Raw genomic sequence first — 26782 nt, 5'->3', positions numbered from 1 at the left:
AACCGTTCCACTGTTTCGTGCGAAGGTCGTTCCCATATCGGAGCCGGGAGCCGAACCGCTCGAAGGTTCCCCTCGCCCGCGCGTGCCCACCGGCACAGCGTGCGGGCGCGACGCCGCAAAGCCGGGCGGAGCCGTGGACGCGCGAAGGGCGCTTCCCTAGAACGGCTCCGACAAGGAGTATCGGATGATCGACTATCAGGGCCATTTCGAATCCGCCATCGAGGCGCTCCATGCCGAGAAGCGCTACCGCGTCTTCGCCGATCTGGAACGCATCGCCGGCCAGTTCCCGAAGGCCCTCTGGCGCCACGACGGCGGCTCGCGCGAGATCACCGTCTGGTGTTCCAACGACTATCTCGGCATGGGCCAGCACGAGAGCGTCGTCGCCGCGATGACGCAGACCGCGCGCGGCATGGGCACGGGCGCCGGCGGCACGCGCAACATCTCGGGCACCAATCATCCGCTGGTCGAGCTGGAGCGCGAGCTCGCCGACCTGCACGGCAAGGAGGCCGCCCTCGTCTTCACCTCCGGCTTCGTCTCCAACGAGGCCTCGATCTCCACGATCGCCAAGCTCCTGCCGGACTGCCTCATCATCTCGGACGAGCTGAACCACGCCTCGATGATCGAGGGCGTGCGCAAGTCGGGCGCCAAGAAGCAGATCTTCCGCCACAACGACGTGGCGCATCTGGAAGAGCTCCTGAAGGCCGCCGCGCCCGACCGGCCGAAGCTCGTCGTCTTCGAGAGCGTCTATTCGATGGACGGCGACATCGCGCCGATCGCCGAGATCGTGGCGCTCGCCGAGAAATACAACGCCATGACCTATATCGACGAGGTCCATGCCGTGGGCATGTACGGGCCGCGCGGCGGCGGCATCTGCGAGCGCGAGGGGCTGGCCGCGCGGCTCGACGTGATCGAGGGCACGCTCGCCAAGGCCTATGGCGTCCTCGGCGGCTACATCGCCGGCACCAGGGCGATGGTCGATGCCGTGCGCTCCTACGCGCCGGGCTTCATCTTCACCACGGCCCTGCCGCCGGCGCTCGCGGCCGCCGCCACCGCCTCGATCCGCCATCTGAAGGAAAGCCAGGCCGAGCGCGACGGCCAGCAGCGCCAGGCCGCGCGCGCCAAGGCGGTCTTCGCCGACGCCGACCTGCCGGTCATGCCGTCGCAGACGCATATCGTGCCCCTCCTCGTCGGCGACGCCGACCTCTGCAAGAAGGCGAGCGACCGCCTCCTGGAGCGCCACGGCATCTATATCCAGCCGATCAACTACCCGACCGTGCCGCGCGGCACCGAGCGGCTGCGCATCACGCCGACGCCGCTGCATGGCGACGCCTTGATCGAGACGCTGCGCGACGCGCTGGTCGAGACCTTCCGGGCCGTCGGCATCCCCTTCGCCTCGCAGCGCCCCGCACAGGACGAGCGGGCCAGCATGGCGACGCCCCTCGTGGTGGCGCAGGCCGGCGGCTGACGCGGCCTCGCATCGAACCGTCTCCTCTTCGTCGGGGCCGCGCGAGACCATCGCGCGGCCCCGTCCTCGTTCCGGCGCGGCGATGGAACGCTGCGGGGGCCTTGCGGCTTGTCGTCCGACATCGCCCGGCGCGCCGTCCTGCGGCAGGCCCGGGCATCATCCGCCGGAGGCCGACACCGATGAAGATCTCGCTCGAAACGCTCCTTCCGCAGATCGTCTCGGCCGGCCTTCGCCCCGGCGCCGAGACGCCGCCGCGCCAGGCCCTCGCCCACGGTTCGATGGCGGTCGAACTCGTCACGCCGCAGACGGGGACGCCGACCGCGCCGCTGGCGCAGGACGCGCTCTACGTGATCGCCGGCGGCTCGGCCGGCTTCGAGCTCGACGGCGAGGAGACGCAGGCGACGGCCGGCGACGTCTTCTTCGTGCGGGCCGGGCGCTCCCACCGCGTCACGGAACCGTCCGAGACCTTCGTCGCCTGGGCGATCGTCTACGGGCCGGAGGGCGGCGAGGCGCCCGCGCCCTCACCGTCCGTCTTCGCCGATGTCGATGCCTGAATCGGACGCGGGCGGTGCCGGAGGCTGGTCGGCGACCGGCGGCGCGCCGAGCGAGCGGGCGAGGAAGGGCATGGTCAGCGCCAGCGCCATGAAGCGCACGACATGGTGGGCGGCGACATAGGCGGGATCCTGGCCGAACTGGAAGGCCAGAACCGTCAGCGCCTCGAGCGCGCCCGGCGCATAGGCGAGCGCGACCTTGGCCGGCGCGAGCGACAGGAGAAGGACGGCGACGGCGGCCGAGAGGCCCGCGACCGTCAGGCCGATGGCGAAGGAGCCGAGCGAGGCCGGGATCAGCGCCACGACGCCCCGCCGGTCGAGCCCTTGCAGGCGCGCCCCGATCGTGATGCCCAGGAGGACAAGGCTCGGCACGGCGAGGAAGGGCGGGATCGGCACCGGCGCGATCTCCGTGACGTGCAGCGCCGCGCTCGACAGGAGCGCGCCCAGCATCATGCCGCCGGGAAGCCGCGAACGGTGGCCGAGAAGGGCCGCGAGCGCCGAGACGCCGAAGAGGATGGCGTACTGGCCGGGCGTGCCCGCGTGGCCGCGGGCCACGGTGACCGTCCCCTCGCCTCCTTCCACGAATGCGAGCGCCGGCGCCAGGGCGCCGATGAGAAGGAGCAGCCGCACGCTCTGAAGGACGGTGATGCGCGTCATGTCGGCCCGCGTCTGCGAGGCGGCGGCGATGACGAAGGAGAGCGCGCCGGGAATGGCCGAGAAGAGCGCCGTCTGCCGGTCCCAGGAGAGAAGGCGCAGGAAGCCGTAGGTCGCCGCGATCACGAAGAGCACGCCGATCATCTGCACGGCGAAGGAGAGCGGCCAGAGCGCGATCTGGTCGAGGACGTCCGGCGTCACGCCCGAACCCGCCTGCAGGCCGAGGATGAAGAACACGAGGTCGCGCAGCCGGTCGGGCATGCGCGTGTCGAGCCCGGCAAGCGTCGCCGCCGAGACGACGAAGACCGGGCCGAGGAGCCAGGCGACGGGCAGGCCCGCCGCCGCCGCCGCCCCGCCGCCCGCCGCCCCGAGCGCCAGGGTGGCGGCGAAGGCGCCGCCGTTCTTCGGCAGGAACCCCGTCACGGCAGGCGCGAGATCCAGGCGGCGAGCCGGTCGGCCGAGGCTTCCACCTCGTCGAGGCGGCGATGGAAGCAGGCGCGCAGGAAGCGCGGCCCCGTGGGACCGAAGGCGGTACCGGGCGCCAGCCCCACCCGCGCCTCGTCGGCGATGGCGAAGGCGGCCGCGCGCGTGTCCTCCAGCCCGTCGACGGCGAAGAAGGCGTAGAAGGCCCCTTCCGGCGGCGTCAGCGCCACGCGGTTCGTCGCCCGCAGGCGCGAGACGAAGATGTCGCGGGCCTGATGCGCGCGCTCGACCTGCGCGTCGACGAAGGCCCCGCCCTCCTGGAGCGCCGCGATGGCGCCGCGCTGCATGAAGGCGGCGACGCCCGAATTCGAATATTGGATGAGGTTCTCCAGAACCCCGCCATAGGCCTGCGGCGCCTCGATCCAGCCGACGCGCCAGCCCGTCATCGCCCAGTTCTTGGAGAAGGAATTGACGAAGAGGATCGCCTCCTCCGGCTCCATCACATCGTGGAAGGAGGGCGCGCGCTGCCCCTCGTAGTAGAAGCGGCTGTAGATCTCGTCGGCGATGATCGCCAGGCCCGTCGCGCGCGACAAAGCCAGGATCGCCCGCAGCGTCGCCTCGTCGGCCGTCCAGCCGGTCGGGTTGGACGGCGTGTTGACGAAGAGCGCGCGCGTCTTGGGGCCGATGGCGGCGCGCAGCTTGTCGATGTCGAGCGACCAGCCGCGCGCGGCGTCGAAATCGAGCGAGACCTCGACGGGGATGGAGCCGTTGACGCCGGCCGCGCCCGCGAAGTTCGGCCAGGCCGGGCCGATATAGACGACCTCGTCGCCCGCGCCCGCGAGCGCCGCGAGCGCCAGCTGGATCGCGTGCATGCCCGATCCGGTGACGACGAAGCGCTCGGGCGCCAAGGTCGTGCCGTAGAGCGCGCTCGCATAGGCGGCGAGCGCGTCGCGAAGCTCGGGCAGCCCGCGCTGCCAGGTGTAGAAGGTCTCGCCGCGCGCGAGGCTCTCGGAGGCGGCGCGGGTGATGAAGTCGGGCGTGGAGAGATCGCCCTCGCCGGCCCAGAGCGGGATCAGCCCCTCCTTGCCGCGCGCGTAGTTCATGACCGCGACGATGCCGCTTTCCGGCGCGTCCCTTGCCTCGCGGCGAAGGCGGGAGAGGTCCATGGCGAAATCCTGAAGGCGAGCGTGACGAGGGGCGGGACGGATGGGCGGGGCATCGCGCCATCGGCCTGCGCAGTCAACAGGTTTCGTCACGCCCCGCGCGACGACCGGCCCGCGACCCCGTCTCGTCCCCGGCGGCGACGCGGAGAGGCGGGCGGGACGGCGGGTGCCTCAGACGCGCGGCGTCGCCGCGGCCGCGCCGGCCAGGATGTCGCGGATCTCCTCCAGGAGCTTCTCGTCGCGCGGCACCTCGGCCACGGCGGCCGGCTTGGCCTCCTCCTTGCGCTTCATCCGGTTCATGCCCTTGACGACCATGAAGAGGATGAAGGCGACGATGAGGAAGTTGATGAGCAGCGTCAGGAAGTTGCCGTAGGCGATCACCGCCCCCTGCTCGCGCGCGGCGGCCAGGCTCGTCGCCGTGACGTTGGACGAGAGGGCGAAGAACTTGTTGGAGAAGTCGACGCCGCCGGTCAGCAGTCCGACCACCGGCATGACCATGTCCTGCACGATCGAATTGACGAGACCGGAAAAGGCCGCGCCGATGATGATGCCGATGGCCAGTTCCACCATGTTGCCCTTGAGGGCGAATTCCCGAAATTCCTTCAACACTGCTTCAACTCCCCACAAGAGCCGCGAAGTCCGGCGAAACAAGACTTAGCGTCGCGGGCGAAAACCGCCACAGGTGGAGAGAAACCGGGCGAACTGGACTCGGGCGCGCGACGATGGTTCCTTCCGGCACCTTCGCCGTCTCGGCCGGAGGGGGTCGGGAGACATCTGCCTCGTGAACAGCGCGATCATCGCCCTCAGCGCGATCATCTATCTGCTCGCCCTGTTCGGCGTCGCCTGGTCGGGCGACCGGCGGGCGGCGCGGCGCGGCTCGCAGGCCGGGCGGCCGGGCGTCTACGCCCTGAGCCTTGCCGTCTACTGCACGTCCTGGACCTTCTTCGGCTCGGTGGGCGTCGCCGCGCGCGACGGGCTCACCTTCCTCGCCATCTATCTCGGGCCGATCTGCGTCTTCGTCTTCGCGCCCGGCCTCGTGGAGCGCGTCATCCGCCTCGCCAAGGCCGAGCGCATCACCTCGATCGCCGACTTCCTCGGCTCGCGCTACGGCAAGAGCACGGCGGTCGCGGCCATCGCCACGCTCATCGCGATCGCGGCGACGGTGCCCTACATCGCGCTGCAGCTGAAGGCGATCTCGACCTCCATCTCCACGCTCGCCGCCCACTACGAGCCCGAGGCGCTGGCGCAGGCGCCCTTCGTCGGCGACCTCTCGCTCTTCGTCACGCTGCTTCTCGGTCTCTTCGCCGTCCTCTTCGGCACGCGCCACGCCGACGCCACGGAGCACCAGGACGGGCTGATGCTGGCGGTGGCGACCGAATCGGTCGTGAAGCTCGCGGCCTTCGTGGCGGTCGGCGCCTGGGCCACCTTCGCCCTGTCCGATCCGGCGGAACTCTCGCTCGCCATCCTCGCCCATGTCGCCGAGGTGCCCGCCTTCGGCTTCGACGGCAACTTCGTCGCCGCCTTCTTCCTCAGCGCCTTCGCCATCCTGATGCTGCCGCGCCAGTTCCACGTGACCGTGGTGGAGAACCGCGACCGCAACGAGGTGCGGCGCGCCCGCTGGCTGTTCCCGCTCTATCTCGTGGCGATCAACCTCTTCGTGCTGCCGCTGGCGATGGCCGGACTCGCAGGCCTCGGCGAGGGCGTCGATCCCGACGTCTACGTCATCCGCCTGCCGCTCTCGCAGGGCCAGGACTTCCTGACGCTCGCCGCCTTCATCGGCGGCCTCTCGGCGGCCACCGCCATGGTGATCGTGGCGAGCGTCGCGCTCTCCATCATGATCTCCAACGACCTCGTCCTGCCGCTGATCCTCAAGCGGCGCGGCGCGCGGGCGGGCGGGGTGCGCGACGAGACGCGCACGATCCTCAACATCCGCCGCTCGGCCATCCTCGTCGTCGTCCTCCTCGGCTATCTCTACCACCGGATGGCGAGCGGCGGCGTCGGCCTCGCCTCGATCGGGCTCCTCTCCTTCGCGGCCATCGCGCAGTTCGCCCCGGCCTTCCTCATCGGCCTCAGCTGGAAGCGGGCGAACGCGCGCGGCGCCAAGCTCGGCCTCGTGGCGGGCATCGCCTCCTGGGCGGGGCTCCTCCTCCTGCCCGCGCTCTCGCCCGGCGGCACGCCCGAGCGCGTCCTCCTCGGCGTGACGCTCGATCCGCTCCTCTACGGCTCGATCGTCAGCCTCTCGATCAACGCCTTCCTCGTCTTCGCCGGCTCGCTGACCCGCCCGCCGCGCCCGGTCGAGCGCATCCAGGCGGCGATCTTCACCGCGCAGGAGACGAGCGAGGCCATGGTGCCGCGCCGCATGCGCGGCAATGTCAGCATCGGCGACCTGAAGGCGACCATCGCCCGCTATCTCGGCGCCGAACGCACAGAGCGGGCCTTCGCCGATTTCGCTCTGAGCGAGGGCCGCAGCCTCGACGAGGGCGCCCAGGCCGACGGCGGCACGATCCGCTTCTGCGAGCAGCTCCTCGGCTCGGCCATCGGCTCGGCCTCCTCGCGCCTCGTCCTCTCGCTTCTCTTCCAGCGCCACGCGCGCTCCCCGCGCTCGGCGCTGCGCCTCCTCGACGACGCCTCCGAGGCGCTGCAGTACAATCGCGACATCCTGCACATCGCGCTCGAGCAGGTCGGCCAGGGCCTCGCCGTCTTCGACGCCGACTTCCGGCTGACCTTCTGGAACCGGCAGTTCCGCGACCTTCTCGGCCTGTCGCCGCGCTTCGGTCAGGTGGGAACGCCGCTCACCGCCGTCTTCGAGGAACTTGCCGCCGCAGGCGAGATCGACGCCGAGCAGGGGCTTTCGGCCTTCGAGATCCTGGCCCGCCCGCCCGCCGTGCGCCAGGTGGCGCTGCAGGCCTCCAGCCGCACGATCGAGCTGCGCACCAACCCCATGCCCGAGGGCGGACTGGTGGCGACCGTCTCCGACATGACCGAGCGCGTCGCCGCCGCCGCCGCCCTGACGCGCCTCAACGAGACGCTGGAGAGCCGCGTGCGCGAGCGCACCGCCGAGATTCTCCGGGTCAACGAGGCGCTGAAGAAGGCACGCAGGGCCGCCGACAAGGCCAACCTCTCCAAGACGCGCTTCCTGGCGGGCGCCGGGCACGACATCCTGCAGCCGCTGAATGCCGCCCGCCTCTATGCCAGCGCCCTGCAGGAGCGCGTGCCGGACGGCTCGGCCGCCGATCTCGCCGGCAATATCGGCTCCTCGCTCGATTCGGTGGAGACGATCCTGGGCGCCGTCCTCGACATCTCGCGCCTCGACACTGGCGGCATGGAGCCGGTGGTGGAGAGTTTCGCGCTCGGCCCGCTCCTGGAGCAGGTGCGCACCGACCTTGCCCCGCTCGCCGCCGAGAAGGGGCTGACGCTGACCTTCGTGCCGACGCGTCGCGTCGTGCGCTCGGACCGCAACCTCCTGCGCCGCGTCATCCAGAACCTCGTCTCCAACGCGGTGAAGTACACGCGAACGGGCAAGGTCGTCGTCGGCGTGCGGCGGCGCGGGGCGGGCCATGTCGCACTCGTCGTCGCCGACAGCGGCATCGGCATTCCCGCCGACAAGCTGAGTTCGATCTACGAGGAGTTCATCCGGCTCGACGAGGGCACGCGCACGGCGAGCGGCCTCGGCCTCGGCCTCTCCATCGTCGAGCGCATCGCGCGCGTCCTCGACCACGAGGTCAGCGCCGTCTCGCGCCACGGCAAGGGCACGCGTTTCGAGGTGCGCCTGCCGCTCGCCCTCGAATCCTCGATGCCGGCCCCCGTCCCCGCCGCTCCGCTCGGCGCGGGGCTCGACCTCTCGGGCATCACCGTCCTCGTCATCGACAACGACGCCACGATCCGCGACGGCATGGCCGTCCTTCTCGGCGGCTGGGGCTGCGTCGCCCGCGCCTTTCCCGGATCGCGCGAGGCGCTGGAGGGCTGGGGCGCAGGCCGGGCGCCGGACATCGCGCTCGTGGACTACCATCTCGACGGCGAGACGGGCCTTGCCGCGATCGAGCGCCTGCGCGCGGCGATGGACGCGGCGCTCCCCGCCGTCCTCGTCACCGCCGACCGCTCGAAGGCGCTGCGCCAGGAGGCGGCGCTTTCCGGCATCGATCTTCTGACGAAACCCGTGAAGCCCGCCTCGCTGCGGGCCGTCGTGGCCGGGCGGCGTCGCGCGCGCCGCGCCGCCGCAGCGGCGGAATAGGTCAGACGGCGCGCGCCGCGTCGAGATCGAGCCCGAGCTTGGAGAGGCTGATGACGGCCTGCGTGCGGCTGTCGACATCGAGCTTCTGCAGGACGGCCGACACATGCGCCTTGATCGTCGCCTCGGAGATGCCGAGCTCGTAGGCGATCTGCTTGTTGAGGAGCCCGCGCCCCAGCATCGTCAGGACGCGCGTCTGCTGCGGCGTCAGCGTCTTCAGCCGCTCGATGAGCGCCCCGACCTCCGGATCGCGCTCGACGCCGGGCGTCACGCCCTTGGGAAGATAGACCTCGCCGCGCATGAGGGCCGCGATCGCCGCGCGGATCTCGTCGAGGCTCGAGGACTTGGCGATGAAGCCGGAGGCGCCGAGCTCCAGCGCGCGGGTGACGACGGCGGGGTCTTCCGTGCCCGAGACGATGGCGATCGGCACGCCCGGATGCTCGGCGCGCAGGAGCGCCAGGCCCGACAGGCCGCTCGTGCCGGGCATGGCGAGATCCAGCAGCATGAGGTCCGCCTCCGGGTGGGCGACGAGGGCGGCGGCGGCCGAATCGAAATCCTCCGCCTCCACCACGGTCGGCGGCTCGGGCAGCGAGCGCAGGATTTCCGTCAGCGCGCCGCGAAACAGCGGATGGTCGTCGGCGACGACGAAGACGGGACTCATGGGACGGACCCTCCGGTTCGCTCGGGCTTGGCGCGGGGCCCCGCGCGGGCCCGTGGGCGGCGCGCCCGGTTCGCGCGCCAGAAGGCGTAGAGACGCCGGAACGGCGCGCCGATCAAGCGCCCCGCATCGTGCCGGCGAAATGCAGGACGAGATCGCGCCGGTGCCCGCGCGCGCGATGCTCGGCCACGTAGATCCCCTGCCACGTCCCGAGCGCCATGCGGCCGCCGAGGACGGGAATGGCGAGGCTGACGCCGGTCAGCGCCGTCTTCACATGCGCGGGCATGTCGTCCGGCCCCTCCTCGGCATGGACGTAAGGCGCGTCCTCGGGCGCCAGACGGTCGAGCGCGTCGAGAAGATCGAGGCGCACGTCCGGGTCGGCATTCTCCTGGATGAGGAGCGAGGCCGAGGTGTGGCGGATGAAGACGGTCAGGAGTCCGTCGCCGACCCGAGCGCCGGTCAGGCGCCGGGCGATCTGCTGCGTCACCTCGACCAGCGCGCGGCCGGGCGTCTCGACGCCGAACGTGTCCATCCATTGTTCCATCACCCGTCTCCCCGCCCGATGACCGCAGCCCGCGTTCCGTGATAGCAGACGCGACGAGCAACAGAAGCGGACCTTCGATGCGCGCCGATCCCCTCATCCTCGATCCCGCCCTCTTCGACCCGGCCGCGATCGACCCCGAGATCGCCACCCAGAACGCCGAGATCGCCGCCTTCCAGAAGGCCGCGCCGAGCCCCTGGTCGATGCCGGAAGCCGTCGTGCGCGAGGCGCGGCGCCAGGGGCGCGGCGTCTTCCCCGCCGCCCGGCCCGATCCGGCGGCCGAGGTCGTGGAAGTGCGCGGGCGCGATGGCAACGCCATCCCCGTGCGCGTGATGCGTCCGTCGAACGGGGCGAGGCGCGGCACCTATCTCCATATCCACGGCGGCGGCTGGGTCTTCGGCGCCGCCGTGGAGAACGACGTGCGGCTGCGGGCCCTGAGCGAGGCGACCGGCCTGTCGGTCGCCTCCGTCGACTATCGCCTGTCGCCCGAGCACCCCTTCCCCGCCGGCCCGAACGACTGCCTCGACGTGGCGCTCGCCCTCGTCGGCGGCACGCTCGCGGACCTGCCGACGCGGAGCCTCGCCATCGGCGGCGAATCGGCCGGCGCCCATCTCTCCGTCCTGACGCTCATCGCCCTTCGCGACGTCCACGCCCTGACGCCGTTCGGCGCGGCGAACCTCGTGGCCGGCTGCTTCGATCTCGCGCTGACGCCGAGCGTGCGCCGCTTCGGCGAGGACCGTCTGGTGCTCAACACGTCCGATATCGGCGAGTTCGTGCGCCGCTTCGTGCCGGCGGGCGTCTCGCCGAGCGACCCGGCCGTCTCCCCGCTCCATGCCGATCTCGCAGGCCTCGCGCCCGCCCTCTTCACCTGCGGCACGGGCGATCTCCTCATCGACGACACGCTGTTCATGGCGCAGCGCTGGGCGGCGGCCGGCAACGGCGCGGCGCTCTCGCTCACCAATGGCGGGGCCCATGTCTTCCAGGCCTTCCCGAGCGCGGCCGCGAGCGCTTCGCTGGCGCGCATGCACGCCTTTCTCGACGAAGCGCTGGACTGACGCCGTCGGCGGCCCCCGCGAGCCTTCCCAACACGGCGCGCGGCCATATCATCTTCCTCCTCTCGGCCGCCCGCCGCGGCCCCAGCCCCCCAGCCAGCGGGACAACGCCCCATGGACCCCATCTACAAGATCGTCCCCAAGGATCTCTGGATCGCCGCCCGCGACAAGGGGCGCTTCGACGGCGCCCCCGTCGACGAGAGCGACGGCTTCATCCATTTCTCCAACGGCGCGCAGGTGCGCGACACGGCCGCCCGCCATTTCGCCGGCCAGGACGGCCTTCTTCTCGTGGCGGTGGATCCCGAACGCCTGGGCGCGGCGCTGAAGCACGAGCCGTCGCGCGGCGGGGCGCTCTTCCCTCATCTCTACGGTCCGCTGCCCATGGACGCCGTCCTCTGGGTGGAGGAACTCGGTCTGGGCGCCGACGGCCACCACCAGTTCCCCGGCAGCATCCGTTGAGCCGTCTCTACCGCGCCGCCCGGCCGCTCCTGTTCCGGATCGACCCCGAGCGCAGCCACGCCCTGTCGATCGAGGCGCTGAAACGGGGCCTCGGCCCGCGGCCAAACATCCCCGTCGATCGCCGGCTCTCCACGAGGGTCGCCGGCATCGCCTTCCCGAACCCGCTCGGTCTGGCCGCCGGCTACGACAAGAACGCCGAGGTGCCCGACCGAGCGCTCCGCCTCGGCTTCGGCTTCGTGGAGGTGGGCACGCTCACGCCGCAGCCGCAGGAGGGCAACCCGAAGCCCCGCGTCTTCCGGCTCGAGGGCGCGCATGCCGTCGTCAATCGGCTCGGCTTCAACAATGACGGCCATGCCGACGCCTTCGAGCGGCTCTGCGAGCGCCAGCGCAAGGCCGGCATCGTCGGCGTCAATATCGGCGCCAACAAGGATTCGACCGACCGGATCGCCGACTACGTGGCGGGCGTGAACCGCTTCGAGGAAGTGGCGAGCTATCTCACCGTCAACATCTCCTCGCCCAACACGCCGGGCCTTCGCACGCTGCAGACCGGCTCGGAGCTCGACCGGCTCCTGAAATCCGTCGTCGCCGCCCGCAACGGGCTCGCCGCCATCACCGCCACGCAGCGCAAGCCGCTCTTCGTGAAGGTGGCGCCGGACCTTTCCGACGAGGAGATCGGCGTCATCGCCGACGGGGCGCTGACGCATGCGATCGACGGGCTGATCGTCTCCAACACGACCCTGTCGCGGCGCGGCGTCGAGAACGAGCCGGGCGCGGGCGAGGCCGGCGGCCTCTCGGGGCGCCCGCTCCTCGAACGCTCGACCTACGTCCTCGCCGCCTTCCGCCGGGCGGTCGGCCCGAACATGCCGCTCATCGGCGTGGGCGGCGTCGATTCGGCGCGCACGGCGATCCTCAAGATGGAGGCCGGCGCCGATCTGGTGCAGCTCTATACCGGCCTCGTCTATGGCGGGCCGGACCTTCCGGTGAAGATCCTGAAGGGCATGCTGCGCACGATGGAGAAGATGGGCGTCGACCATGTCGCCGACTTCCGCGACCGGAGCGTGGAGGCGCTGATCGAGGCGGGGCCGCCGCCGGCGTGAAGGCCCGCGCGCCCTGCCCTATTTCGCAGCAATGACCCTCCCCATCGTCCATCATCCGGCCTTCGACGCCAGTTTCGACGCGGCGCATCGCTTCCCGATGTCGAAGTTCACGCGCCTCGCGCAGATCCTCGTCGAGGACGGTATCGTCGGCCCGGCCGGGTTCCACGTGCCCGCCCCGGCGCTGCCGGACTGGCTGGCCCTTGCCCATGACGGGGCTTACGTCGAGGCGGTGCTGACGCAGAGCGTTGATCCGGCGGTCGAGAAGGCGATCGGCTTCAAGGTGGACGAGCGCGTCGCCATGCGCTCGCGCTGCGCCACCGGGGGCACGCTCCTCACCGCGCGCCTCGCGCTCGACACGGGCCTTGCCTGCAACACGGCGGGCGGCAGCCACCATGCCGGCCCCTCCGGCGGGGCGGGCTTCTCGGTGTTCAACGACGTCGCCGTCGCCGCGCGCGTCATCCTGCGCGACGGCGCGGCGCGCCGGATCGCCGTCTTCGACTGCGACGTCCATCAGGGCGACGGCACGGCGCGCATCTTCGCCGGCGACGAGAGCGTCTTCACGCTCTCCATCCACGCGGCGCGCAACTATCCCGACGTGAAGCCGCCCTCCGATCTCGACATCGCCCTGCCCGACGGAACGCCCGACGCCTCCTATCTCGCCGTCCTACCCTTCGCGCTGCAGACCTGCCTGGAGGCGGCGCCCGACCTCGTCTTCTACAATGCCGGGGTGGACCCGCACGCGCAGGACCGGCTCGGGCGGCTCTCGCTTTCCGACGCGGGGCTCGCCGAGCGCGACCGGCAGGTCATCGGCTTCTTCCGGGATCGCGGGGTGCCGGTGGCCGCCGTCATCGGCGGCGGCTATTCGCGCGACATCGAGGCGCTCTCGCGCCGCCACACGATCCTGCATCGCGTGGCCCACGAGTTCGCTTGAGAATCGGCCGTCAGCTGCGGCCGGACTTCAGGAGCCGCGAAACCAGGAAGACCGGCACGACGATCGCCGCGCCCAGGATGAAATAGTCGAAGGCCCGGTCGAGCGAGCCGAAGACGCTGACCCAGATCCAGTCGAACAGGCCCGTGAACCAGTCGATCACGTCGCGCGGGCTCCAGGAGAGCCAGGACAGGATCAGTCCGACGACGATCGACAGGAGCACGAGCCGGATGGCCACGCTGACGGGCGAGCCGCCGAGGAACCGTGTCACGCTGTCCGACATCGAAACTCTCCACCGCGGCTCGAATCGCCGGGGTCCGCCTTGCGCGGCCCCGCACGGGAACCGGCACCACGGCGCCGGTCTTCGCCGCCGCAGGTAAGGGGCGGCTTGCGGCGACACAAGGGCGGCGCGGCATCGGGCGGCGCGCGGCCGTCAGGCCAGCATGGCCTGCAGCGTCTCCAGCCGGTCCGCCTCGAAGGCCGGCTTGTCCCAGCGAAGGCGCGACACGCGGGGAAAGCGCATGGCCACGCCCGACTTGTGCCGCGCCGAGCGCGCCAGGCCCTCGAAGGCCACCTCGATGACGAGCCCGTGGTCGGGGTCGGCGCGCACCGAGCGCACCGGCCCGAAGCGCTCGATCGTGTTGTCGCGGATATACTTGTCGAGCTGCTTCAGCTCCTCGTCGGTGAAGCCGAAATAGGCCTTGCCGACGGGCACCAGCTCGGGCGCGTCCTGCGGCCCGGTCCAGACGCCGAACGTATAGTCGGAATAGAAGCTCGAGCGCTTGCCGTGCCCACGCTGGGCATACATCAGCACGGCGTCGATGAGATGGGGGTCCTGCTTCCACTTGAACCACGGCCCCTTCGGCCGGCCCGGCACATAGGCGCTGTCCCAGCGCTTCAGCATCACGCCCTCGATCACCGGATGGGGCGGGCTGGCGCGAAAGCCGGCCAGCGTCTCGAAGCTCTCGAAGGGCACGAAGGGCGAGATGTCGAAACGCGTCGGCTCCAGCCCCTCCACGAAGCGGTCGAGCCGGCGGCGGCGCTCGGCGAAGGGCAGCGTGCGCAGATCCTCGGGCCCCTCCTGCAGGAGATCGTAGGCGCGCAGGAACACGGGGTGCTTCTTCATGATGGCGGCGGCCACGCTCTTTCGGTTCAGCCGCTGCTGCAGGTCCGAGAAGGTGCCGACGACGATGTCGTCGCGCGGCGGCCCTTCATGCGGGGCGACCTGCGGCGCGCCGGGCTTGCCCCCCGCCGGCCGGGCCACGAGGAGTTCGCCGTCGAGCGAGCCGTCGTAGTCCATCGCCTCCAGGAGATCGGGAAAGGCGTGGCCGATATCGTCGCCGGTGCGCGAATAGAGCCGGCGCACGCCGCGCTCCACGGTCGCCTGCACGCGGATCCCGTCCCATTTCCACTCGGCGGCATAGTCCTGCGGCGTGATGCGCCCGTAGTCAGGCGCCTCCAGCGCCTGGCTGAGCATCACCGGCCGGAAAGGCGAGGCGGCGGCCGAGACCGGCTTCTCCGCCTGTCCCTCCAGCCAGGCGAAGAGATCGAGATAGGGCGGCTCCAGCCCGTGCCAGAGCTCCTCGATCTCGGCGACGTCGCGCCCGCCGAAATCGGCCAGCGCCTGCTTGGCGAGGCGCGAGGAGACGCCGATGCGCATCGAGCCGGTGACGAGCTTGAGCAGCGCGTAGCGGCCGGAGGAATCCAGCCGGTCGAGCCAGGCCTCCACGAGCTTCGGCCCCTCCTGCCGCGTCGCCGCGTTCAGCGCCACCACCACTTCGGCCAGCGTCGGCCCGGCATCCACCGGCCTCTCTGCGCCGTCGTGCGGCGCCGGCCAGACGAGAGCGATCGTCTCGGCGAGATCGCCGACATAGTCGTAGGAATAGCCGAAGAGGATCTCGTCCATCCGGTCCGCCATGAGCGCCCGCAGCATGGCCGGCTTGACGCTGCGAAGGTCGAGACCGCCCGTGATCGCCGCGAGCGCCGTGCCGCGCTCGGGGTCCGGCTCGGTGCGGAAATAGTCGACGAGGAGCTTCAGCTTGCCGTTGCGCGAGGGCGTCAGCACGAGTCGGTCGAGGAGATCGGCGAAGGGCTTCATGGCGGTCCCGAGCGAAGGCTCCGCTGCAGATAGGGCGCTCTGGGCGCCCCGTCCCGCCGCCCCTGCCGCCTATCCTTCGAGCCGGGCCTCCGGCGCGAGCGCGCGCAGGCCGCGCATGACGCGGCGCTCCAGATGGTGGCGCGCGGTGTAGACGGCGTCCGCCTCCATGCCCGGCTCGGCGACGAGCCATTCCAGATAGTCCGTTGGCACTTCCGCGAGCACCACGCCCTTGTGGCGGCCGAAGCGCAGGCGCGCGAGCAGCGCCGGCTCGTTCGAGACGCGGTGGGCGCGCTCCAGGAAATCCTCCACGCCCGCGCAGCGCGGCATCAGGACGTTGGCGATCTCGCGCAGGAGGACGGCGGTGCAGACCGCATCGTAGAGCGCGCGATGGGGATGAAGGTCGGCGAGAAGGCCGGAAACGGGCGAGAGGTCGAGCGGCACGTATTTGACGAGGCTCTGAAGCCCATGCGCCCGCACCTGGGGAAAGGCCCTCAGCGCCAGCTTGTAGGTGCACAGCCAGCGGCCGGGAAAGCGCAGGCGCGAGCGGTCGAAGCTCGCCCGCTGCGCGGCGAAGGTCGGCGCGCCGAGAAACGGGCCGATCGCCTCCGCGAAGGGCGGCGCGCCCGCCAGCATCTCGTCGCTGATGCGGTGGACGCGGCGGGCATGCGGGTTGATCTCGACGCCGGCGGGATCGCACAGGGTCTGCAGCGGGTTGAGGATCGCCCCGTTCGCCAGGTCGAGATCGACCGAGCCGATCTCGATCACCGCGTCCTCCTCCAGCCGCTGCCCGGCCGTCTCCGTGTCGATGACGCGCACGAGGGTCGGTAGCGTATCGGCGAAGAGGAAGGGCGTTGCGGCGACGGGCGGGAAGAGATCCATTGCAAAGAGGATCGGACGGTTCGCGCCGTCATGCAAGACCGGCGCGGCGTCGCGGCACGGCCTGCGCCTCCGCGATGCGTGTCGCCATACCGAGCGGGCCGCGCGATATCGGCCGAGGCTTCCGAGAGGCGGCGGCTTTGCACGGGCCCCGCCGATCTGGTAGCGCTTGTCGCCGCGACTTACGTTTACGTCAAAAGAGAGAGCGCATCGCGATGGCCCTTCCAGAACCCCTTGCCGCCCGCCTCCGCCTGCCCGTCGTCGCGGCGCCGCTCTTCATCATCTCCCATCCTCCCCTCGTCATGGCGCAGTGCAAGGCGGGGATCGTCGGCTCCTTCCCCGCCCTCAACGCACGGCCCGCCGCGCAGCTCGACGAATGGCTCTGCGAGATCGAGGAGACGCTCGCCGCGCATGACCGCGACCATCCCGAAAGTCCCGCCGCGCCCTTCGCCGTCAACCAGATCGTCCACCGCTCCAACGCGCGGCTGGAGGCCGATCTCGAGACCTGCGTGCGCCACAAGGTGCCCATCGTCATCACCTCGCTCGGCGCCCGGCCCGAGGTGAACGAGGCGGTCCATTCCTATGGCGGCCTCGTCCTCCACGACGTGATCGACGACCGTTTCGCCCGCAAGGCGATCGAGAAGGGCGCCGACGGTCTCGTGGCCGTGGCGGCCGGCGCCGGCGGCCATGCCGGAACGCTCTCGCCCTTCGCGCTCGTCTCCGAGATCCGGCAATGGTTCGACGGCCCGCTCTTCCTGTCGGGCGCCATCGCCACCGGCGGCAACGTGCTGGCCGCGCAGGCCATGGGCGCGGACGGCGCCTATATCGGCTCGGCCTTCATCGCCACGCACGAGGCGCGCGCAGCCGAGGCCTACAAGCAGGGCATCGTCGCCGGACGCGCGGCCGACATCGTCTACACCAACCTCTTCACCGGCATTCACGGCAACTACCTGCGCGCCTCCATCGAGGCCGCCGGCCTCGATCCGGACAAGCTCCCCGAGAGCGATCCCTCCGCCATGGATTTCGGCGCGAGCGGCGCCAAGGCCTGGAAGGACGTCTGGGGCTCGGGCCAGGGCATCGGCGCGGTCGAGTCGCGGGGCTCCGTCGCCGACCTCGTCGCGCGCCTCTCCGCCGAATATGCCGCCGCCCGCCGGCGCCTCGCCAACTGACCGCGCGCCGCCGGCCTCAAGCTCCGCGCAAGCCCGCCCTCAATTGCCGCTTGAACCGTCGGCCGTTTCCGTCTATCAGCCACTCGTCCGCGGGCGCCAGCCGCCCGGTCCGGGCCGGCCGCTTTAGCTCAGTCGGTAGAGCACATCATTCGTAATGATGGGGTCGCGTGTTCGAGTCACGCAAGCGGCACCAAGACCTTCAGACACTCGATGGACACGTCCCCGTCGGCGATCGCGTTGCCTGTGCGGATGGCGATTTGCGGGATCTGGCCCGGCGGCCGGAGGCTTCGGGGGAGCCGATTGCGTTCCGGACGTGTGCTTGCCACATGCCTCGGCGATCCGGGCGTTGGGGCAGGCCACGTGCCTCCGGCAACTCCGCCACAGGTCCGGAAGCCGCACGGTCCCACGCATCGCAGCGCTGGCTTCCGCCGGGCATGGCACTCAGGTGAGCCGATCCATACGAACGCAGAACCCGCCGGCGTGACCTCGCAAGTTTCGGCGCGGACGGAGGCAGGTCGCCTGGAGCACGGCCATCCTGCGCGAGAGGCGCCGACAGAGGGCCACCAAGGTCTGCCGGGGCGCGGCGCCGGACCCGGCCCCTCCTCCCGACCGTCCTTTACGAGCACCCGGTCGACAGCGGCTTCGCGACGTCGCGGCACCTTGTCGGACATCCGGACACCATGCGTGAAGGCAAATCGGTGAGAGGCCACCCGCAAGGCACGCCAGAGGGGCCGCAAGCTTTCGATCGAACGCCCGAAGCTCATCATCCTGTAGAGAAATAACGATTGGTTACCGCGCCCGCAGATCGACGTAAATCATATGTTAATCTGACAATACATTCACATCGGCGACAGGTGAAAATATTTTTACGCCCTGCCATGCTACGCCTCGCATATAGATCGCTGACCTTACGGCATACGAGATAGCCCCTGAGCGCCCCCTATAGTTGAAATCCTTTCTAGAGTTCACGCCTTGACGCAGGCAGGATCTCTACGTCAATTATTGTAAGCCTACCTTATTTAAACAAGATTTCACTACCGGATAATACCGATATCAGGTGAGATTTATGAGTACCCCAATACAACATCTTTCTCTCGAACCGCAGCTTCGGTCTAGAACTCCTGATTGGCTGAGTATGTCTTGCTTTTGCCGTAATTTTTTCCGTAACAAACGGGGCTCCGTCGCCGTCGAGTTCTCGATCCTGGCGCCGCCATTCTTCCTCCTGACTTTCGCTGTGCTTGAGACGGCAGCTGTCTTCATTGGGGAGCTGGCGCTCGAGAATGCCGTGATGCGTGTAGGTCGAACCGTGCGCACCGGTGAAGTGGCGCAGGAGCAGGCGTCGAACGAGACCATTCGGAACAGACTCTGTTCGCTCGTTCCCCTGCCGATCGACTGCAGCAAACTCAGCATCGACCTGCGAAGCTATTCAAGCTTTTCCGAAATCCCTTCTACGATCCCGATGAAGGATGCTTCGCTCGATGCCGACAACATGAAGTACGAACGCGGCTCGCCAGGCCAGATCATGGCTTTGCGCGCGTTCTACGAATGGCCGATCCATACGGACATCATGCGCATTTACCTGTCGAATGTCCCGAGCGGGCAGCACATGCTGGTGGCGGTGGACGTCTTCAAGACCGAGCCGTTCCAATGAGGCTGTCGCTGCCGTTCCGCCTGGGAAAACGAGCGCGCGGGCTCGACGACAGATCGGGCGCGGCTGCGGTCGAATTCGCGATCGTCGCTCCCGTCATCATCATGCTTTATCTGGGCGGCGTAGACCTGACACTGGCGATTACTTGCAATCAGAAGGTCATGCACGCGACCAACGTCGTGGCGGACCTTGTGGCTCAGTCCGTCAAACTCACCTCCGATGAGATAAGCGGGTTTTTCGTGGCTGCCGACGCCGTGCTGCAGCCCTACAGTGCGCAGCCCTTCGCGATCCGCGTCTCGGTGTTGACCATCGAGGCCGATGGCGGTGCGAAGGTGGCCTGGTCCTCGTCCCGCGGCTTGACGAAGCGACAGATCGGCTCGCGGATGACGCTGCCCGCCGGACTGACGACACAAGAACAGAAATCGCTGATCATCGCCGAGTCGAACTATTCCTACGCGCCCTTGACGGGCTTTGTCGTCACCAAATCGATCGGCCTGACCGGACAGGTCTATGCCCGGCCTCGAGGACGAACCGCGATCACCTGCGCGAACTGCTGACTTCCCCTTGGTACGACACGACGAAAGCCGACGAGACGATGCGGAAGATATCGAACGACACGTCTGGGAATTTCGCGGTGATCACCGCGATCCTCGCCCTTCCGCTCATCTTCGCCATCGGATCCGGCGTCGACGGGGCCCGTTATTATTCCGCCCGGGCCAAGCTTCAGAACGCGACGGATATGGCCGCTCTCGCGCTGGCGGCTTCCAGCGAGCAGGACCGCGACGTGCTCGGGCAGCTCGCCGCCTCCTATCTCGTCGCCAATATGTCGGGTGCAGATGTCGAAGGGCTGGACGTCAGCGTCACGTCTGCGGATGCGGAGCAAATCGAACTGACGGCGTCGGGAAAGATGCCGCTGACCTTCATGCGGCTGGCGAACCTCGTCGACGTGGAACTGGACGCGGACGCGAGGGCGATGCGCTCGCCGATCCGCAACGTCGAACTCGCGCTGGTCCTCGATAACACGTGGTCGATGTCGGAACAGGACGCGAGCGGCATATCGAAGATCAACACGTTGAAGGAGGCGTCGCGCGAACTCGTGAATGCGTTGATCACGACCGACGACAGCCCGGTCAGGATCGGCCTCGTTCCCTATGCGGACTACGTGAATGTGGGAACGACTAACCGAAACGCCGCCTGGCTGGATGTCGGCAAGGATTACTCCGTGCCTCCGAGTGAACAGGTCTGCGTCGAGAAAACCGAGAAGACGATCTGTCTCGCGAAGAAGCCGACCTACGCCTGCACGCGGACCGTCGACGGCGTCGCCGAACCGGCGACTTGCGGCGGCGAGTGCACATCGCAGGAAAAACAGACCGTGCCTCCGTATAAGTCATGTTCCGGCGGCGGAAGCACGACATATTACAAGTGGTATGGGTGCGTCGGCTCCCGCAAGCCGGGCACGACGCGTCTGGACGACCAGTCGCCGACGGTGGGTTATCCGGGCTATCTCGAGACCAGCCAGAAATGCCTGAGCCCCATCGTCAAACTTACGAACGACCGCCCCGCACTCCTGAAGGCGATCGATGGAATGGTCATCAAGGTCGGAGATTACAAACCTTACACCTACATTCCCGCCGGCATGATCTGGGGGCAGAACGTGCTGTCCCGCACCGAGCCGTTCGACGATGGCGCGGACTATGACGAACAGAATGTCGATCCCCGCAAGGTCCTCATCCTGATGACCGATGGCGACAACACGCTTCGCTTCAATGCCAACAATGGTCGTCACATCTCCCTGAGTTCGCCGGCCTCGAAGGCCGCGACAGAGGTCAGCGAGACCAACAAGGATACGTTGTCGATCTGCACCTATGCGAAGTCGAAGCGTATCGAGATCTTCACCGTGGCCTTCATGGTCAGCAATTCGACCGCGAAGACGATGCTGGAGACATGCGCCAGCGACGCCAAGCATTATTTCGATGCCTCCAACCGCAGCAAGCTCCTCAGCGCATTTTCGGGCATAGCGCGTTCCATCAATCAGGTGAGACTGGCCCACTGAGGAAGCTCGGGTCGCCTGCCCGTCGAGATCGCTTCGAGACGGACGAGAGGTCTTCCCAGAAAGAGCAGACAATCGGGGGCAAAGCGGTTCGCCGAAGCGTTCGATGTGACGGTCGTTCGTATGATGGCGACGCCGGGCCGCGGCCATCCGGGGAGGTCGCAGAATAGGCTGACACCGGACCTTCGGCACCGCGCCGCCGGTGGGACGCCGCCGGAAGCACGGCCTGCAGCCTCGCCCGTCCGACAGGTTGAAAGCCGCGGGTGCCCCAACCGAAGCGCCTCGGGGTCAGACTGGTCCCCGCCCTTCACGATGCCTCAGTGACCCGCGAAGCACGCCGCGCCCCAAACGCAGCTTCAAGCTGCAGGCGGGATACGCGGCGATCGACTGGGTCCGGCTCGTCGGCACATGCCTTCCTGGCACGATTGCCGAAAAATTGATCGCGCCATTTGAGAAGCGAAGCGGACGGTTCGCGCTCTGCGACGGCTACCTCGGCGCGTGCCGGTACTCGGCTACGCAAAGGGCCGGCGTTGGAGACAACTCTCCTCGGCAAGGCCGCCGACAAGCCTGAACCGGCCCGAAAAATTCTCCATAGGGTATTGTTTTATATGAGAGTAATGGACGTCGACCGGGTCACACGGTCGTGAACAAAAGGCCGACGAACAGTGCTGGCGACAGAATGCCGTTTCAATTCAAAGGCACAACTGCCAGGCCGTCGGAACGATCTCCCCACAAAGTTCCGTTGCCTGAAAATCACACAGCCACGCAAATGGAATGACCGGGTTTTAACACCTCATTGACCTTGGGTCACGTTTGGCCGCTAGGTGCGGCTGCGCTTCACACAAAATCCACTCCTTAGCGCTCCTAGAGGTTGATATGGCCATACCCACCAATCAGGCAGACGTGCTCACCGGCACGAACGGTCCCGACACGATCAACGGTCTTGGCGGCAACGACTCGATCAGCGGTCAAGCCGGCAACGACACGATCAACGGTGGAGGCGGAAACGACTCGATCAACGGTGGAGGCGGCAACGACACCCTCCGTGGCTCGAACGGAGACGATCTCCTGAAGGGCTCGAACGGCAACGACGTTCTCAACGGCGGCGCGGGCAACGACAGGCTCAACGGCGGCGAAGGCGACGACAGGCTCCTGGGCGGCGAAGGCAACGACGCGCTGGTCGGCGGCGACGGTTTCGACAACCTGTATGGCGGCTCCGGCGACGACACGCTTGCTGGCGGCGCGGACGCGGACCGCTTCTACTTCCTCGCCTCCGACGGCAGCGATTCGAACGACAAGATCGCCGACTTCCAGAACGGCGTCGACAAGATCGTCCTGCGCGATCTGACGGTGGTCTCCACGGAACAGACGGCGACCGGCACCAAGCTGACCTTCTCCAACGGCTCGGACGTTCTCCTGAAGAACGTCATGGCGACCGATATCGACGACAGCGACTTCATCTTCCAGTCGACGGGCATCCCGCTCTGAGCCCATTGGGCTCCAGGCTTCGCCTGATCCGATCGTGATCAGCCGCCGGTGTCGTGAGACGCCGGCGGCTTTTTCTTGAGCGCAGGCCGTTTCGCGACGTCCTGCGGGTCGCGGCCATCCTGATGAAGCGTCCTCGCCGGTTTCGCGCCGATCACGCCTCCGGGCGATTCGGCGGCATCGCGATGTCTTGGCGGCTTCGGCGCCGCGGAGCCCCGTGGGCTCGCGCAGTCCTCATGCCCCGCCTTTACGAATCGCTAGCCACGTCCTCGCCTTGCCGCCCGATGAACGGAAGGCGAGCTTTGATTTTGGCGATTTCGTCACGGTTCTGACGTCAAACTTCATGCGCAAGTCGACGCGGCCATGAGGCGGTTGACGCAAAGACGGGTCTCGGACGCCCTCCAGGTCGGCGCCCGGTCGAAGGTATGGAATCATGAAGCGTCTCGTCCTGGCCGCCTGCGTCGCCGCCGCCTTTCTCGGATCCGCCGTCGCGGGCGAGCTCCCCGCGCCCTCCGGCCCGGCGGTGCTGACCGTCAGCGGCGCGATCGCCAACACCAATGTCGACGGCTTCGCGCGCTTCGACATGGCGACCCTCGAGGCCATGCAGGACCGCTCCGCCACGATGGAGACGCCCTGGACCGCCAAGGCCACCACCTTCAGCGGCCCGCTCCTGCGCAGCGTGCTCGCCGCCGTCGGCGCCAAGGGCCGGACGATCCGGCTCGTCGCGCTCAACGACTACGCCTCCGATCTGCCGGTGGAAGACGCCGCGGAGCTCGACACGATGCTGGCCACGCGCATGGACGGCGCACCCATGTCGGTGCGCGACAAGGGCCCGCTCTTCCTGATCTACCCGTTCGACCAGTCGGCCGACCTCTACAACGAGAAGTATTTCTCCCGCTCCGTCTGGCAGATCAAAGAGATCAAGGTCGTCGAATGACGCCCGGACTCGCCGTCGGCCGGGAGGCCGTCCGCCGGTCGACGCGGGCGACGTGGCTGTCGCTCGCCACCTCGGTCCTGCTCCTCGCTCTGCTTCTGGCCGCCTATGTCAACCTCGCGGACCGCAGCCGCAGCCTGCAGGACGGCATCCGGGAAGACGCGCTATGGGCCGTCTACCAGATCGGACGGGAATCGGGCACGCTCGCCGAGGAGATGCGCGACGCCCTGGCCGACGGCCGGCTCGACGGCGCCGAGCGCGAGGCGCTCACGCTGCGCTACGACATCGTCTACTCGCGCATGTCCGTCGTCGACAACGCCAATTACGGCGCCTACTTCGCCGAGGACGATGACATCCGCGCCCTGCGCACGGCGGTGCGGACGGGGATCGTGGCGATGGAGCCCGTCTTCGACGCCGTGACGAGCGCGGACGCCGAGGCTCTCGCAGCCCTCGTGCCGACGGCGACCGACCTCGTCGAGACGTCCGAGAGCCTTCTCCTGCGCACCAATTCCGTGGTCTCGGCCGCGCGCGCCGACGCACGCGCCGAGGTGCTGCGGCTGCAGCACGCGGCCGCCTGGATCGTGCTCGCCCTCGTCGTCTCCTTCGGTCTTCTCGTTCTGAGCCTCGCCTACCGGCTGCGCGCCACGCGCGCGATCGGCGACGAGCTCCAGAGCGTCGCCGAGCAGCTGACGGCCGCCTTCGCCGCCGCCGAGGCGGGCAACAAGGCGAAGTCCGAGTTCATGGCCACGATGGGCCACGAGATCCGCACGCCGCTCAACGCCATCCTCGGCATGGCCGAACTCCTGTCCATGTCGGATCTGGCCCGCGACGACCGCGAGAGCGTCGCCGCGATCCGCTCCTCGGGCACGGCCCTCCTCGAGATCATCAACGAGATCCTCGACTTCGCCAAGATCGAGCACGGCGACACGGGCTCCGAACGCGTGCTCTTCGATCCCGCCGAACTCCTGCGCGAAGCCGCCGTCGTCGTGCATGGCCGGGCGCGCGAGCGCGGCAACGCGGTCAAGATCGCGGAGGGTGATGTCGCTGGCCTCTACATGGGCGACCCGACGCGGTTGCGCCGCGTCCTCCTCAATCTTCTCAGCAATGCCGTGAAGTTCACCGAGAACGGCGTCGTGCGGGTGAAGCTCTCGCAGACCGGCTCCGCGAACGATCCGCGCCTGCGCTTCGAGATCACCGACAGCGGCATCGGCATCGCGCCCGAGTCGCGTCATCGCCTGTTCCTCCCCTTCAGCCAGGTCGACGGCTCGATCGGCCGGCGCTTCGGCGGTACGGGTCTCGGGCTCGCGATCTGCAAGCGCATCGTCGAGGCGGCGGGCGGCGAGATCGGGGTCGACAGCGAACCGGGCGTCGGCAGCCGCTTCTGGTTCGAGATTCCGGCCGCTCCCGCCCCCGCGGATGCGAGACGGCCGCACGATCTTGCCGGCGAGGCGACGGCCCCGGCCATTTCGCGGCATATCCTCGTCGTCGAGGACAACGCCTTCAACCGCCGCGTCGCCGGCCGTTTCCTGGAGAAGCTCGGCCACACGGCGGAGTTCTGCGAGAACGGGCGCGATGCCGTCGAGCGCGTGCGGCAGGGCCGTTTCGACCTCGTCCTCATGGACATGCAGATGCCGGTCATGGACGGGATCGAGGCGACGCGGGCGATCCGCGCCCTGCCCGGCGAGGCGCGCTCCGTTCCGGTCGTCGCCCTCACGGCCAATGCCTCCGAGAGCGACCGCGAGCGCTGCATTGCCGTGGGGATGGAAGGCTTCGAGACCAAACCCATGCCGATGGACCGCCTGCGCCTCGTCATCGAGCGCTGGGGGGGCCGGCGCGCGGCAGCGCCGGTCGAGGCGGCGCCCCCAGCGCTCGATGACGAGGCGCAGGCCGCCCCCCCGCCGGGCGTCGATATCGACGAGGCGCGCGTCGCGGACCTCGTCGAGGCGATCGGCGAGGACGGGCTCGCCGAATTGCGCGAGGCCTTCGCCGACGACGCCGCCGCGCTTCTCGGCGATCTTCGGGCGTCCATGGAAGCCAACGACGCGGCACGCACCGACGCCGTGCTGCACACGATCAAGGGCGCCGCCTCCAATATCGGCTATCGCCGCCTCGCCGCGCTGGCGCAGGCCATGCGGCGCGAGAGCGCCGCACCCGACCTTCATGGCCGGCTGGTCGAGGAAGTGCGGCAGCTGACCGCGGACGTCCTGCAGGGAGAACGGGCGGCATGACCAAGCGACTGAGGGTCCTCCTCGTCGAGGACAACCGCACGAACCTCGTCCTGATGCGCAAGCTGGTGGAGCGAGCCGGCGACTACGACGCGATCTCCTTCCACGACCCCGTTGAAGCGGCGGAAGCCCTGCCCGGCCTGACCTTCGACATGGCGATCGGGGACTATCAGATGCCCGGCATGAGCGGCCTGGACCTCATCGGGCACATCCGTGCGGTGCCGCGCAATGCCGACAAGCCCGTGGTGATGGTCACGGCGGACAGCGACAGCGAGTTGCGCCTCGCCGCGCTGAAGGCCGGCGCGGTGGAGTTCCTCTCCAAGCCGATCGATCCCGTCGAGTTCGCCGCGCGCGTCGCCAATCTCGGGCGCCTGTGCGAGGCGCAGCGCAAGCTCGCCGACCACGCGGCCTGGCTGCGCGAGGAGGTGGAGGCGGCGACGGCCGAGCTGCGCCGCCGGGAGGAGGAGATCATCCACCGCCTGACGCTCGCCGCCGGCTACAAGGACGACGACACCGCCGCCCACACGGTGCGGATGGCGCGGATGTGCGGCGACATCGCCCGCGAACTCGGCCTGCCGTCGGCGGAGTGCCGGGACATCGAACTCGCGGCGACCATGCACGACATCGGCAAGGTCGGCATCCGCGACGAAGTCCTGCAGAAGCCGGGCCGCCTCGATGCGGCCGAGCGCGACCACATGCGCGAGCATGCGCGCATCGGCGGCGACATCCTCGACGGATCGGACTGCGACCTCCTGCGTCTCGCCTCTGATATCGCCCTGACGCATCACGAATGCTGGGACGGCACGGGCTATCCGTCCGGCCTGTCCGGCCCCGCCATTCCGCTCGCCGGGCGCATCGCCGCGGTGGCGGACGTCTTCGACGCCCTCATCAGCGTGCGCCCCTACAAACGCGCCTGGCCCCGCGAGAAGGCGGTCGCCTATATCACCGAGCAGTCCGGCCGCCAGTTCGACCCCGCCTGCGTCATCGCCTTCCTCGCCGTCGTCGCCCGCAAGACGCCCGCCAACGATGCCGTCATCGCCGCCTGACCCCGGCGCGGCGTCCGGGCTCCGGCGCGCCC

The 26782-nt window shown here is 69.1% G+C and carries 23 protein-coding genes and 1 tRNA gene; 16 read left to right on the top strand and 8 right to left on the bottom strand.

Annotation, left to right across the window (positions count from 1 at the left end):
• Positions 1-187: 187 nt before the first annotated feature.
• Together hemA and ASG48_RS05055 are read left to right on the top strand one after the other, a co-directional pair.
• Positions 188-1465, top strand: coding sequence for a 5-aminolevulinate synthase (gene hemA, locus ASG48_RS05060; protein ID WP_055847838.1), 1278 nt, complete (start codon positions 188-190; stop codon positions 1463-1465).
• A 179-nt stretch (positions 1466-1644) separates the two neighbouring features.
• The gene (locus tag ASG48_RS05055) at positions 1645-2019 is read left to right on the top strand and encodes a cupin domain-containing protein (RefSeq protein WP_055846238.1); all 375 of its coding nucleotides are present in this window, start codon (positions 1645-1647) and stop codon (positions 2017-2019) included.
• Here ASG48_RS05055 and ASG48_RS05050 read toward each other — a convergent pair.
• From ASG48_RS05050 to mscL, 3 genes are all read right to left on the bottom strand, one after another.
• Positions 1987-3093 carry an AbrB family transcriptional regulator gene (locus tag ASG48_RS05050; RefSeq protein WP_055846236.1) on the bottom strand — a complete coding sequence of 369 codons (1107 nt, stop codon included), beginning with the start codon at positions 3091-3093 and terminating at the stop codon, positions 1987-1989. The genes ASG48_RS05055 and ASG48_RS05050 overlap by 33 nt on opposite strands.
• Positions 3090-4259 (bottom strand): pyridoxal phosphate-dependent aminotransferase, encoded by a 1170-nt coding sequence (locus ASG48_RS05045; RefSeq protein WP_055846233.1) that lies wholly within the window; start codon positions 4257-4259, stop codon positions 3090-3092. Before ASG48_RS05045 ends, ASG48_RS05050 begins: the two co-directional genes overlap by 4 nt.
• A gap of 168 nt (positions 4260-4427) precedes the next feature.
• Positions 4428-4865 (bottom strand): large conductance mechanosensitive channel protein MscL, encoded by a 438-nt coding sequence (gene mscL / locus ASG48_RS05040; protein ID WP_055846230.1) that lies wholly within the window; start codon positions 4863-4865, stop codon positions 4428-4430.
• Positions 4866-5037: 172 nt separating this feature from the next.
• On the opposite strand from mscL, the gene ASG48_RS05035 reads away from it, so the two are divergent.
• Positions 5038-8487 carry a hybrid sensor histidine kinase/response regulator gene (locus ASG48_RS05035; protein WP_055846228.1) on the top strand — a complete coding sequence of 1150 codons (3450 nt, stop codon included), beginning with the start codon at positions 5038-5040 and terminating at the stop codon, positions 8485-8487.
• Between the two features lies 1 nt (position 8488).
• Here ASG48_RS05035 and ASG48_RS05030 read toward each other — a convergent pair whose 3' ends face one another.
• Positions 8489-9145, bottom strand: a complete 657-nt coding sequence (locus ASG48_RS05030; protein WP_055846224.1) for a response regulator transcription factor — start codon at positions 9143-9145, stop codon at positions 8489-8491.
• A 112-nt stretch (positions 9146-9257) separates the two neighbouring features.
• On the bottom strand, positions 9258-9686 hold the full coding sequence (locus tag ASG48_RS05025; protein ID WP_055846221.1) for a secondary thiamine-phosphate synthase enzyme YjbQ: 429 nt from the start codon (positions 9684-9686) through the stop codon (positions 9258-9260).
• Positions 9687-9781: 95 nt separating this feature from the next.
• On the opposite strand from ASG48_RS05025, the gene ASG48_RS05020 reads away from it, so the two are divergent.
• From ASG48_RS05020 to ASG48_RS05005, 4 genes are all read left to right on the top strand, one after another.
• On the top strand, positions 9782-10738 hold the full coding sequence (locus tag ASG48_RS05020) for an alpha/beta hydrolase (RefSeq protein ID WP_055847835.1): 957 nt from the start codon (positions 9782-9784) through the stop codon (positions 10736-10738).
• Between the two features lie 111 nt (positions 10739-10849).
• Positions 10850-11194 (top strand): DUF952 domain-containing protein, encoded by a 345-nt coding sequence (locus tag ASG48_RS05015; RefSeq protein ID WP_055846218.1) that lies wholly within the window; start codon positions 10850-10852, stop codon positions 11192-11194.
• Positions 11191-12291, top strand: coding sequence for a quinone-dependent dihydroorotate dehydrogenase (locus ASG48_RS05010; protein WP_055846216.1), 1101 nt, complete (start codon positions 11191-11193; stop codon positions 12289-12291). Before ASG48_RS05015 ends, ASG48_RS05010 begins: the two co-directional genes overlap by 4 nt.
• A gap of 31 nt (positions 12292-12322) precedes the next feature.
• Positions 12323-13222: a histone deacetylase gene (locus tag ASG48_RS05005; RefSeq protein WP_055846213.1), complete on the top strand. Its 900-nt coding sequence runs from the start codon at positions 12323-12325 to the stop codon at positions 13220-13222.
• A 10-nt stretch (positions 13223-13232) separates the two neighbouring features.
• On the opposite strand, the gene ASG48_RS05000 is transcribed toward ASG48_RS05005, so the two are convergent.
• From ASG48_RS05000 to ASG48_RS04990, 3 genes are all read right to left on the bottom strand, one after another.
• Positions 13233-13502, bottom strand: coding sequence for a DUF6460 domain-containing protein (locus ASG48_RS05000; protein ID WP_055846210.1), 270 nt, complete (start codon positions 13500-13502; stop codon positions 13233-13235).
• A 150-nt stretch (positions 13503-13652) separates the two neighbouring features.
• Entirely contained in the window at positions 13653-15317 is a 1665-nt protein-coding gene (locus ASG48_RS04995) for a cisplatin damage response ATP-dependent DNA ligase (RefSeq protein WP_055846207.1), read from the bottom strand.
• 69 nt (positions 15318-15386) lie between these two features.
• Positions 15387-16196 carry an exonuclease domain-containing protein gene (locus tag ASG48_RS04990; RefSeq protein WP_055846204.1) on the bottom strand — a complete coding sequence of 270 codons (810 nt, stop codon included), beginning with the start codon at positions 16194-16196 and terminating at the stop codon, positions 15387-15389.
• A gap of 212 nt (positions 16197-16408) precedes the next feature.
• On the opposite strand from ASG48_RS04990, the gene ASG48_RS04985 reads away from it, so the two are divergent.
• The 9 genes from ASG48_RS04985 (at position 16409) to ASG48_RS04945 (ending at position 26750) form a co-directional block, all read left to right on the top strand.
• Positions 16409-17362 carry a nitronate monooxygenase family protein gene (locus ASG48_RS04985; RefSeq protein ID WP_055846202.1) on the top strand — a complete coding sequence of 318 codons (954 nt, stop codon included), beginning with the start codon at positions 16409-16411 and terminating at the stop codon, positions 17360-17362.
• A gap of 117 nt (positions 17363-17479) precedes the next feature.
• Positions 17480-17555 (top strand) — tRNA-Thr (locus ASG48_RS04980).
• A 942-nt stretch (positions 17556-18497) separates the two neighbouring features.
• A complete protein-coding gene (locus ASG48_RS04975; protein WP_055846200.1) occupies positions 18498-19013 on the top strand; it encodes a TadE/TadG family type IV pilus assembly protein in 516 nt (171 codons plus the stop codon).
• Positions 19010-19567: a TadE/TadG family type IV pilus assembly protein gene (locus tag ASG48_RS04970; protein WP_055846198.1), complete on the top strand. Its 558-nt coding sequence runs from the start codon at positions 19010-19012 to the stop codon at positions 19565-19567. Before ASG48_RS04975 ends, ASG48_RS04970 begins: the two co-directional genes overlap by 4 nt.
• A 77-nt stretch (positions 19568-19644) precedes the next feature.
• Positions 19645-21063 carry a pilus assembly protein TadG-related protein gene (locus tag ASG48_RS04965; protein WP_055846196.1) on the top strand — a complete coding sequence of 473 codons (1419 nt, stop codon included), beginning with the start codon at positions 19645-19647 and terminating at the stop codon, positions 21061-21063.
• Between the two features lie 873 nt (positions 21064-21936).
• Entirely contained in the window at positions 21937-22548 is a 612-nt protein-coding gene (locus ASG48_RS04960) for a calcium-binding protein (protein WP_055846192.1), read from the top strand.
• 430 nt (positions 22549-22978) lie between these two features.
• The gene (locus ASG48_RS04955; RefSeq protein WP_055846190.1) at positions 22979-23482 is read left to right on the top strand and encodes a molybdopterin-dependent oxidoreductase; all 504 of its coding nucleotides are present in this window, start codon (positions 22979-22981) and stop codon (positions 23480-23482) included.
• Positions 23479-25707, top strand: coding sequence for an ATP-binding protein (locus ASG48_RS04950; RefSeq protein WP_055846187.1), 2229 nt, complete (start codon positions 23479-23481; stop codon positions 25705-25707). The genes ASG48_RS04955 and ASG48_RS04950 overlap by 4 nt, the downstream gene beginning before the upstream one ends.
• Positions 25704-26750: an HD domain-containing phosphohydrolase gene (locus tag ASG48_RS04945; RefSeq protein ID WP_055846184.1), complete on the top strand. Its 1047-nt coding sequence runs from the start codon at positions 25704-25706 to the stop codon at positions 26748-26750. The genes ASG48_RS04950 and ASG48_RS04945 overlap by 4 nt, the downstream gene beginning before the upstream one ends.
• Positions 26751-26782 lie beyond the last annotated feature (32 nt).

Origin of the sequence: Aurantimonas sp. Leaf443, assembly GCF_001425575.1 — a bacterium.
GTDB lineage: Bacteria > Pseudomonadota > Alphaproteobacteria > Rhizobiales > Rhizobiaceae > Leaf443.
This window is presented reverse-complemented; position numbering and strand designations above follow the sequence as displayed.

Excerpts from the sequence above, each read along its gene's own strand:
- ASG48_RS05055 (WP_055846238.1), top strand. The coding sequence starts at position 1,645 with ATGAAGATCTCGCTCGAAACGCTCCTTCCGCAGATCGTCTCGGCCGGC.
- ASG48_RS05045 (WP_055846233.1), bottom strand. The coding sequence starts at position 4,259 with ATGGACCTCTCCCGCCTTCGCCGCGAGGCAAGGGACGCGCCGGAAAGC.
- ASG48_RS05030 (WP_055846224.1), bottom strand. The coding sequence starts at position 9,145 with ATGAGTCCCGTCTTCGTCGTCGCCGACGACCATCCGCTGTTTCGCGGC.
- ASG48_RS05025 (WP_055846221.1), bottom strand. The coding sequence starts at position 9,686 with ATGGAACAATGGATGGACACGTTCGGCGTCGAGACGCCCGGCCGCGCG.
- ASG48_RS05015 (WP_055846218.1), top strand. The coding sequence starts at position 10,850 with ATGGACCCCATCTACAAGATCGTCCCCAAGGATCTCTGGATCGCCGCC.
- ASG48_RS05005 (WP_055846213.1), top strand. The coding sequence starts at position 12,323 with ATGACCCTCCCCATCGTCCATCATCCGGCCTTCGACGCCAGTTTCGAC.
- ASG48_RS05000 (WP_055846210.1), bottom strand. The coding sequence starts at position 13,502 with ATGTCGGACAGCGTGACACGGTTCCTCGGCGGCTCGCCCGTCAGCGTG.
- ASG48_RS04995 (WP_055846207.1), bottom strand. The coding sequence starts at position 15,317 with ATGAAGCCCTTCGCCGATCTCCTCGACCGACTCGTGCTGACGCCCTCG.
- ASG48_RS04990 (WP_055846204.1), bottom strand. The coding sequence starts at position 16,196 with ATGGATCTCTTCCCGCCCGTCGCCGCAACGCCCTTCCTCTTCGCCGAT.
- ASG48_RS04985 (WP_055846202.1), top strand. The coding sequence starts at position 16,409 with ATGGCCCTTCCAGAACCCCTTGCCGCCCGCCTCCGCCTGCCCGTCGTC.
- ASG48_RS04975 (WP_055846200.1), top strand. The coding sequence starts at position 18,498 with ATGTCTTGCTTTTGCCGTAATTTTTTCCGTAACAAACGGGGCTCCGTC.
- ASG48_RS04970 (WP_055846198.1), top strand. The coding sequence starts at position 19,010 with ATGAGGCTGTCGCTGCCGTTCCGCCTGGGAAAACGAGCGCGCGGGCTC.
- ASG48_RS04960 (WP_055846192.1), top strand. The coding sequence starts at position 21,937 with ATGGCCATACCCACCAATCAGGCAGACGTGCTCACCGGCACGAACGGT.
- ASG48_RS04955 (WP_055846190.1), top strand. The coding sequence starts at position 22,979 with ATGAAGCGTCTCGTCCTGGCCGCCTGCGTCGCCGCCGCCTTTCTCGGA.
- ASG48_RS04950 (WP_055846187.1), top strand. The coding sequence starts at position 23,479 with ATGACGCCCGGACTCGCCGTCGGCCGGGAGGCCGTCCGCCGGTCGACG.
- ASG48_RS04945 (WP_055846184.1), top strand. The coding sequence starts at position 25,704 with ATGACCAAGCGACTGAGGGTCCTCCTCGTCGAGGACAACCGCACGAAC.